This is a genomic window from Sutterella wadsworthensis, assembly GCF_003315195.1.
In the GTDB taxonomy this organism is placed as follows: Bacteria; Pseudomonadota; Gammaproteobacteria; order Burkholderiales; family Burkholderiaceae_F; genus Sutterella; species Sutterella wadsworthensis.
Genome location: NZ_QNRV01000053.1, coordinates 1 through 8991 on the forward strand (window position 1 = coordinate 1; position 8991 = coordinate 8991).

Annotated in this window: 9 protein-coding genes and 1 tRNA gene; 6 read left to right on the top strand and 4 right to left on the bottom strand. The window is 53.6% G+C overall.

Translation table 11 applies throughout. The annotated features are described in order from the left end of the window. Window positions 1-128 precede the first annotated feature (128 nt). A complete protein-coding gene (locus tag DES29_RS11960; RefSeq protein WP_005431673.1) occupies window positions 129-1361 on the bottom strand; it encodes a S1C family serine protease in 1233 nt (410 codons plus the stop codon). A 29-nt stretch (window positions 1362-1390) separates the two neighbouring features. Here DES29_RS11960 and DES29_RS11965 point away from each other — a divergent pair, with 29 nt between their 5' ends. From DES29_RS11965 to DES29_RS11980, 4 genes are all read left to right on the top strand, one after another. Continuing rightward, window positions 1391-2143 (top strand): Nif3-like dinuclear metal center hexameric protein, encoded by a 753-nt coding sequence (locus DES29_RS11965; RefSeq protein WP_021995169.1) that lies wholly within the window; start codon window positions 1391-1393, stop codon window positions 2141-2143. A 273-nt stretch (window positions 2144-2416) separates the two neighbouring features. Further along, on the top strand, window positions 2417-3037 hold the full coding sequence (locus tag DES29_RS11970; RefSeq protein WP_005431676.1) for a glutathione S-transferase N-terminal domain-containing protein: 621 nt from the start codon (window positions 2417-2419) through the stop codon (window positions 3035-3037). A gap of 65 nt (window positions 3038-3102) precedes the next feature. Continuing rightward, the gene (locus DES29_RS11975) at window positions 3103-3525 is read left to right on the top strand and encodes a ClpXP protease specificity-enhancing factor SspB (protein ID WP_005431684.1); all 423 of its coding nucleotides are present in this window, start codon (window positions 3103-3105) and stop codon (window positions 3523-3525) included. A 28-nt stretch (window positions 3526-3553) separates the two neighbouring features. After that, window positions 3554-3629 (top strand) — tRNA-Thr (locus tag DES29_RS11980). Window positions 3630-3873: 244 nt separating this feature from the next. Here the strand turns inward: DES29_RS11980 and prmC are convergent. The 3 genes from prmC to hemA all read right to left on the bottom strand — a co-directional run bounded on the left by prmC (window position 3874) and on the right by hemA (window position 7270). After that, complete coding sequence (prmC, locus tag DES29_RS11985) at window positions 3874-4704, bottom strand: peptide chain release factor N(5)-glutamine methyltransferase (RefSeq protein ID WP_016475377.1); 831 nt, start codon at window positions 4702-4704, stop codon at window positions 3874-3876. Between the two features lie 36 nt (window positions 4705-4740). Further along, window positions 4741-5817 (bottom strand): peptide chain release factor 1, encoded by a 1077-nt coding sequence (gene prfA, locus DES29_RS11990; RefSeq protein ID WP_005431700.1) that lies wholly within the window; start codon window positions 5815-5817, stop codon window positions 4741-4743. Window positions 5818-5980: 163 nt separating this feature from the next. Next, window positions 5981-7270, bottom strand: coding sequence for a glutamyl-tRNA reductase (gene hemA, locus DES29_RS11995; protein WP_021995170.1), 1290 nt, complete (start codon window positions 7268-7270; stop codon window positions 5981-5983). Window positions 7271-7464: 194 nt separating this feature from the next. Here hemA and DES29_RS12000 point away from each other — a divergent pair, with 194 nt between their 5' ends. Together DES29_RS12000 and queC are read left to right on the top strand one after the other, a co-directional pair. Then, complete coding sequence (locus DES29_RS12000) at window positions 7465-7986, top strand: DUF697 domain-containing protein (RefSeq protein ID WP_016475379.1); 522 nt, start codon at window positions 7465-7467, stop codon at window positions 7984-7986. Next, on the top strand, window positions 7983-8741 hold the full coding sequence (gene queC / locus DES29_RS12005; protein WP_021995171.1) for a 7-cyano-7-deazaguanine synthase QueC: 759 nt from the start codon (window positions 7983-7985) through the stop codon (window positions 8739-8741). The genes DES29_RS12000 and queC overlap by 4 nt, the downstream gene beginning before the upstream one ends. Window positions 8742-8991: the final 250 nt, after the last annotated feature.

Below are 8991 nucleotides of genomic sequence, written 5' to 3' on the forward strand. Positions count from 1 at the left end.
TTACAGTCTCTTGTCAAAGGCCTGACCACTGAATCCACAACCTAACTTTAGAAACCGCCGGATGCCGAACGGCACGTCCGGTGGTGTGGGAGGGAACGAGGTGCAAATCCGCTCTCTACCCGATTCACTCAAGACCCAGACATGTCGACGCCTTCAATCGTCGGCGGCGGCACCAGCGCCTCTTTTTCTAAAGAGCCTCGTGGCCGCTTAGTCGGGAGGATACGTTTGGTGAGCACTCGCCCCGAACGAAGTATCTTCACCTCAACGGGGGTGCCGGGCTTTAGCCTTGCGATGATCTGCAGCAGCTGATTGGCTCGGCGCACGGGGGTGCCGCTTACTTCAAGGATGACGTCAAAGCTGCGAAGATCTGCGTGGGCAGCGGGAGAGTTGGGCAAAACCCGTTTGATCAACACGCCTGAGCTAACGCCGAGGCTTAAGTCCTGAGCGAGTTCTTGGGAGAGTTGCCGAGGAACGAGACCGAGGTATCCTCGTTCAATATTGCGGCCTGCGAGCAGTGCCGGCAGCACGTTGTTGATGATAGAGCTCGGAATGGCAAAGCCAATACCTACAAAAGCTTCTGTTCGGTCAGGTGAAAATATCGCGCTGTTGATGCCGATAAGTTCGCCCTGAAGGTTGATCAGAGCCCCTCCCGAATTGCCTTGATTGATTGCAGCATCGGTTTGAATGAAGTCTTCATAGCTGTTGAGCCCAAAGCCATGGCGCCCAAGCGCGGAGATGATTCCGGCTGTGACGGTTTGACCGACGTCGAAGGGATTGCCTATGGCAAGAACAGTCTGGCCGACCTTGAGCTTGGATGCGTCGCCCAAAACGGCGGCGGTCAGTCCTTCAGCTTTCACTTGCAAAAGCGCGAGATCAGTCTCTACGTCTTTGCCCCGCAGTTTGGCCTCAAATGTACGGCCGTCGGCCAGTGCTACGCTCAAATTGGAGATGCCGTCAACCACGTGGTAATTTGTCAAAATGTCCCCATGCTCGGAGACAATAACGCCGCTGCCCAGTGCTTTCATGTGCGTCTCGGGATCGCCGTCCCAGTTGACGCCGATTGCATCGGATGAATGCGCAGCTGCGGACTTCCGTGTGAAGATGTTCACCACAGAGGGCGCAGCGCGTTCGACGGCACCGCTGAAGTCACTTTGGCGACTGATAGCTGAGAGCTCCAGGAAAAGCGGATCCACTTTTTGTGAAGCGTCATCGGGCAGAATACCGGCGGCTTTGAGGCCTAGGGCGACCCCCATAATAACCGTTGCTGTTTGGGCAAAAAGGAGCCAAAGGCGGCGGAGAGTACCGGGATGATTCTGCTTTGTCGACTGTGTGACGGATGCTTCTTGAGCAGGGATGGCCATTTTTTAAAAATGACGACTGAGGAGATGAGATGCGGATTCAGGAATTAACGGAATATCTTGACACGTATCTGCGTGCTGGAGAGTTTCATGATTATGCCCCGAACGGCCTGCAAGTTGAGGGTACTCGGGAGGTTAAACACATCGTGCTCGGTGTTTCTGCTTCGTTAGGGCTTATTGATGAAGCTGCACGCCGTGGCGCCGATGTGGTGTTGGTACACCACGGTTGGTTTTGGAAGGGTGAGTCACCACGAATTGCTGGTGTTAAGGGTTGTCGAATCAGACATTTGATGCAGTCCGGCATGCATCTTGTGGGATATCACCTGCCGCTTGATGCGCATGAAACGGTCGGCAACAACGCAGAACTCGCTCGCGTACTCGGTCTTACGATTGAAAGCCGTCATGGTGAGTATGGACTCCTACATGTTGGAGAGATCATTTCGGGAGCGATGCTGGCAGCCGATTTTGCCCAACGAGTTAATGCAGCGCTTGGTCGAGCCCCGCTTCTTGTTGGCGATGCGCAAAAAATTGTCAGGCGCATCGGATGGTGCTCTGGCGCTGCCCAAGATGAACTCGCGGCTGCTGCCGCCTTAGGGTGTGATCTCTACCTTTCCGGAGAAATTCGTGAACATACCACTTTTGAGGCCATAGAATCGGGCGTTCCATATCTAGCTGCCGGCCATACGGCAACAGAGCAGTTCGGTATTCAAGCATTAGGACGTCACTTGCAGAAGGTTTTCCCTGACCTTGAGATTGAATATGTGCCGCAGGATAATCCTGTTTGACAATAGTGCGGCTTATTAAGTCGCAAAACATATTGAAACAAACACTGAATTGATTCTCGCAGAGTAAAAAACAGGATTCTTGCTGTTTTTATTAAATGTAACATACTGACGCTGATGTAAAATTCTAAATTGTCACTGACGCGTCTCCGCCATACCGGCTTGTGCTGGGGCGGATTTTTTCTCTGGTCGCCCCAGTGTTCCACTCAGACGTCACGGGCAATTCACTGCGCATGCAGTGCAAATGGACCCGTCACAGAAGGCTACGCTCACTCCATGATGATTCTTTACTCGGGCCCGAGCTGCCCGTTCTCCCACATGAGCCGCATCGTTCTCAATGAGAAGGGATGCGAATTTGAAATCAAGTCCATCGATTACGAGGGCGTTGGGCCCAGTGAGGCCGATCTTGCCGTTGTGAAGATGAGTCCCTATGGGGAGCTTCCGGTTCTTACGGAGCGCGATCTTTTCCTTTACGACGTCTATGTCGTCAACGAATACATTGACGAGCGATTCCCGCATCCGCAATTGATGCCGTCGGATCCGGTTGGACGTGCTCGCACACGACTCTTTTTGCACGTACTTGCCCGTGAACTTTTCCCGCATGTGCGTACACTGGAAAATTCGGCGGCACCTGCTGAGAAAAAAGCACATGCTCGCAAGCGCCTGAGCGAAAGTCTGGGCGTTCTTGCCTATCGAGTGGGCGATACGAAGTTCCTCCTTTCCGACGAATTCGGAATGGTTGATGTGGTGCTTGCTCCGATTCTGTGGCGTGTGCCTTTCTGGGGCATTGAGCTTCCGTCTACGGCGGCTAAGCTTGAAATTTATGCGCAGCGCCTTTTCGCTCGTCAGTCCTTTATCGATTCGATGACGCCTGCTGAGCGTTCGATGCGCCAGTAACGTTTGGGGCGGGAGTGTGAGCTCCCCCCGGACGTATCCCCTTTTTCTTGAGAGCGAGATTTTTCATGACCCAGCCACTTCGTTCGATTCGTGCCAAACTCATCGAATCCGTCCGCGAATATTGCGCTGAGCACTTCCTTCGCCCGTACATCTGGGTAGACGTTGATGACGCCTGCTTAGTGCCGTTCGAATATGTGACAGAAGGCATGATCATTCTGGATGTGGACGATGAGGCCGTGCGAGGACTTGAACTTACTGATGAGCTCCTCACCTTTGAAGCTCGATTTGGTGATTCAGTCGAGCCGATGCAGGTGGTCGTTCCGCTTAATCGAATTGTGCATGCGGCCCCGGCGGAAACGCCGGAAGAAGGTGCTTCCTTCATGGTGAAACCCACGCATCCGGATTTGCGCGCGGAAATTCTTGGTGAGGAAAAGCCTGCAGAAACAGTTTCTGCGCCACAGCCTCATCGCCCGATGCGCATTAAGTAATAAATTTCGGTATAATCCGCACTCTTTCGCCTCTTTAGCTCAGTTGGTAGAGCAACCGCCTTGTAAGCGGTAGGTCAACTGTTCGAGTCAGTTAAGGGGCACCAAATTTCAGTCCCGAGCCGTTTTTAGCGGTTCGGGATTTTTTATATTTCATATGGTTATCTAAAATCTGACGCCTGAGTGGTTCGCCGGAGTACGGGAGCGTGCCCCCTGTGCAGGCAACGTCCAGACTTGATTTGCCAAGATCATTTTGGATATGGAAATCCCCAGAAAGTCATCTCACTCTCTGGGGGCAAGGTTTGGAACTTGCAATTGAGGCATACGCTGCAAGCTTGACGAAAAAGGCGGCTACTTTGCCCGTCTTCCCATCGTTACGCGATCATTGCCGCCATAGTCTTTTTTAGTGCGGACCGCAGCGAATCCAGCCTGTTCGAGCATTGCTCGAACTTCAGCACCCTGGTCATAGCCATGCTCAAGAAGAAGCCATCCGCCCGGAGTCAGATGGGCAATGGCACCGTCTGCAATTGCCTGCAGACATTCGAGTCCATTAATACCGTCGGTCAAGGCCTGAAGCGGTTCATACTCGAGATTGCGCAGATGATCGTCATCTGGGCGAATGTATGGCGGATTGCTGACGATAAGGTCAAACTGACTGTTCGGTACAAGTGCATCCCACCAAAATCCTTCGCGAAACTCTACCTTGGCAGCAAGTTCGGCGGCATTGCCGCGCGCAATTTCAAGCGCAGCCTCTGATGCATCTGTGGCAGTCACTTGGGCGCCTGGGATTTCCAAAGCCAACGTAATGCCAATGCAGCCGCTTCCAGTACCTAGGTCAAGCACTTTTGGATTTCCGGCCACAACAAGAAGCGCCTGTTCGACGAGAACCTCCGTGTCCGGGCGCGGTATGAGCACGGCATCTGTGACATGGAAGTGACGACCAAAAAACTCCTGACTCCCTGTGAGATACGGTACGGGTGTTCCCGCGGCACGCATGTCTACGAGCATGTCGAATTGAAGAATTTGGTCCTCAGTGAGTTCTGCTTCGTCATGGGCTATCAGATATTCGCGAGGTTTGCCAATGACAAAGCCAAGCAGAATCATTGCCTCGAATCGACCAATGACGGGGGAAGCTTTACCGAGTTGGGCGCGGATGCTGGGGCCGATTTGCACGTCAGCCATGGTCTATGCGTCTCCTCGAATAGTGATTAAGTCAGTTTAGGCAAGCTCGGCGAGTGCTGCAGCCTGATGTTCGGTGGTGAGCGCTGTAATGATTTCTTCGAGATCGCCGTTCATGATCGCTTCGAGTCGATAGAGGGTGAGGTTAATGCGATGATCGGTAACGCGGCCTTGCGGATAGTTGTAGGTTCGAATCCGCTCTGATCGGTCTCCCGAACCGATGAGATTTTTGCGTTCACTTGCTTCTCTTTCGTGTTGTTCAGCTACCTGCTGTGCATAGAGGCGGCTTGCCAGCACTGCCATTGCGCGTGCTTTATTTTGCGTTTGACTGCGTTCGTCCTGACACTCCACTACCATGCCGGTAGGAAGGTGTGTAATACGAACAGCTGAGTCGGTTTTTTGAATATGCTGACCGCCTGCGCCGGAAGCACGGAAGACATCAATGCGGAGATCAGCGGGGTTAAGCTTAACTTCTTCGATTTCATCGAGTTCAGGAAGTACCGCTACTGTGCAGGCTGAAGTGTGAATACGCCCTTGCGACTCAGTAGCCGGGACGCGCTGCACGCGATGGCCGCCAGACTCGAATTTGAGTTTTGAATAAGCGCCTCGGCCGATAATGCGCACGATAACTTCTTTGTATCCGCCCAGCTCGCTTTCGTTCTTGGAGACGATTTCCGTTTGCCAACCGTGCCCTTCGGCATAGCGCAGATACATGCGCAGCAGGTCACCCGCAAAGAGTGCTGATTCGTCTCCGCCCGTGCCGGCGCGAATTTCCAAAAAAATGTTGCGGTCATCGTTGGGATCTTTGGGCAGAAGCGCTATACGAAGTTCCTGCTCAATTCGTTCCAATTCATGAGTTGCCGCAGCACTTTCCTCCGCAGCAAATGCCTTCATCTCCGGATCAGCAGCCAGTTCCTGTGCGGCTGCAAGATCGCTTTCAGCACGTTCATAAGCATGGAGACGGCCGACAATAGGTTCAATTTCGCCGCGTTCACGCGAAAGATCACGAAAGAGATTCATGTCGGCGGCCGTTTCCGGCGCGGCAAGCATGCGGTCGATTTCTTCAAGTCTGCGCGAGAGCGCAGAGAGTTTCGAGCGGACGTTGTCGGTAAGCATTTGAGTGTTGTTTTTGCAAAAGGCAGCAGGAATACATGACTGCTGGGATAAGCATTAGAGGATAGCGGGTTTTGTGCAGTCCGTCCGTGCCGGAAGGTATTCATAAGCAAACGGGATCCTTGCGTTGTGCATGGATCCCGTTTGCGTTAGGAATTAGTAATTTTTATCGATCGTGACGTCGATAGAAGCGGTCGAGCATGCGGCCTACCAGATCACGGTCATCGTTTGAAAGACCTTCTCCGTTGCGCAGCAGAATGGTTGGATCATGGAGAAGTTTATTGGTGAGCCCATGGGCGAGCATTTCAAGCACTTCTTCAGGTTTGTCGCCATGATGCAGGTGACGCAGTGCCCTCGAGAGTTCATCATCGCGGATGAAATTTGCTCTGTCACGCAGTGACTGAATGGTCGGTACAGCTGCACGTAGGCGCAGCCAGTCGACGAAGTCGCCTACGCGCAGGCTGATAATGGTTTCAGCCTGACTGATAGCAGCTTGACGTGACTGTTTGCCTTCGCTCACGACTTTGCCGAGGTCGTCGACGGTATAGACATAAACGTCGTCCAAACGATCAACTTCAGGTTCAACGTCACGGGGCACGGCAAGGTCAACGATGAACATCGGACGGTGACGGCGTTCTGCAATGGCTCGTTCGATCATGCCCAAACCAATGATCGGCAGCGCCGAGGCTGTACAGGAAATGACAATATCGTAGCGGCCGATAGTTTCCGGGAGGTCTGCCAAACGAATGGCTTCGGCATGGACGGTCCGCGCCAGCGTCTGCCCTTTTTCCATTGTGCGGTTGGCAATCGTAATGCTCTTTGGAGACTGAGCGGCAAAATGCGCCGCACAGAGTTCAATCATTTCGCCGGCACCGACAAAGAGAACGTTTTCATCCTTGAGATTGCCATAAAGACGGAGCGCTAAACGAACGGCTGCCGCGGCAAGACTAACGGAGTTGGCGCCAATGGCAGTTGCCGTGCGAACCTCTTTAGCGACGGTGAACGTCGACTGAAAAAGGTGGTTGAGCATCACTCCGAGTCCGCGGCAATCGTGTGCGAGCTTCTCGGCCTTCTTCATTTGGCCGACGATCTGAGTTTCGCCAAGCACCATCGAATCAAGGCCCGAGGCGACGCGGAAAGTGTGGCGGGCAGCTTCTTCCTGTTCGAAAGCGTAGATATGCGGTTCGAGTTCCGAGAGCGGAACCCCTTTTTTGTTAGCGATGTATGAGAGCACTGAGGCACGAGCTGCGGCGGGATCCTCACAGGCCGTGTAGAGTTCAGTGCGGTTGCAGGTCGAGAGCACCGCAGCCTCATGGATGCCGCCCTGGGACGCTGCGCCGCATCGCTCAAGCAGATGCGCGATAGTATCGGTGATTTCATCCGGACTGAAGGCGACGCGTTCGCGCACGGCAAGCGGAGCGGTCGTGTGGTTGAGACCTAAGGCGAGAAGCTGCATTGCAAATGGGGCATCCGTCACGGGCGGGACTGAGCAGACTAAAAAGTGAGAGCCCGAGTCCGGGGGGCACCGGGACGGAAAAAGGTTATTCTTTATAGGCTTGCGAATTATAGGTTGCGGATTGTTTCCTAAGCCTTAAGAACGGCAGGTCTCTGATCTGCCAAGAGTTTTTGCGATTGATTCCTTTTCCCAGCATGAATAAGCCAGCTGCTTCCGGTGATATTGCCGCTGAAACTGCATTGAGTCTTGCTCGACGAGCTCGTGAAGCTCGACGTCTGGTTCGCCGGCGCGCGGCACTCTCTGCGGCCGCGGCGGTGTTGCCGATACCGGGACTTGATATTGCTGTGGATTTGGCTGCATTTGCCGATATGCTCAATCAAATCAACCGCAGCTTTGCGCTTTCTCCGGGGCAGATCGAGCGTCTGCATACTGATGAGCGGATCGCTATGCTCTCGGCGCTTTCTCAAGTGGGTGCTGTTTTTGCCGGTCGCTATGTGACCAATGCAGTGGTGCTTACAGCCGTCAAACAGCTTGGGGCTCGCTGGGCGGCGGGGCGTGCAGCAAAGTGGGTGCCTATTGCCGGTCAGGGCGCTGCTGCAGCGCTTTCTTTCTGGGCAGTAGTACGCTTGGGAGATGCTCACATCGCAGAATGTCTGCGTGTTCGGGAGCAGGTGCGTGCATTGCTGACGGCACCATCATCATCTGAAATACCATGACGCAATTTACTGAATATGCATCAGTTGGCCGAGAAATGGCCGCCCTTGTCCTTTTTTCGGGAGGGCAAGATTCGACTACCTGCCTCGGCTGGGCGCTCGAGCGTTTTGGACGAGTGGAAACGATTGGTGTTGACTATGGACAGCGGCATCAGGCGGAATTGGAGTGTCGCGTTCGCGTGCGCGAAAAAATGGCGCAGCTTAAGCCACAATGGGGAGAACGACTCGGAGATGATCATCTCCTCAAGCTTCCGGTGTTGGGGGAAATTGCCGACTGTGCGCTCACAGATGAGCGCCGCATTGCTTTTGAAGCGTCAGGTTTGCCTAATACGTTCGTCCCTGGGCGAAATCTCCTCTTTTTTACGCTTGCCGCTTCGCTCGCATATCGACGGGGGCTTCGGGTGCTCGTGGGAGGTATGTGTGAGACGGACTATTCGGGGTATCCGGACTGCCGCGACAATACGCTCAAAAGCCTCCAGGTGACGCTCGATCTCGGGCTTGATATGCCGTTTATCATTGAAACGCCTCTGATGCGGCTCAGCAAGGCTGAGACGTGGGCTCTTGCCGAGCATGTCGGCGGCGATCCGTTTGTCGAACTAGTGCGAAACGAAACTCATACCTGCTACATGGGTGATCACCAGCATCGTCATGTTTGGGGATACGGTTGCGGAGAATGTCCGGCGTGTAAATTGCGGGCTCAGGGCTGGGCGTCCTGGAGTGAGCATGCTCGTTTCGCCGACGCATCAACAGCTGTTTGACGCAATGGATAGCTGCGCAAACCCCAAATTCGCAACGTTTGGGAAAAAGAGATCCCGAAGAAAAACCGAGATCTCTTTACCCTTTTAGGTTTGCTCTTGACCCCGCGGGAGTTCCGGGACTAGGTGCATCCCCGGGAGTTTGTTTTTTGGGATAACCCAAACTCCCGGAGACTAGCTCCGGGAGGTCCTGATCTGACGCAAAGTCGACTTATTTATTCTTCCTAATTTCTTGTTTTTATTTAATAAAAAC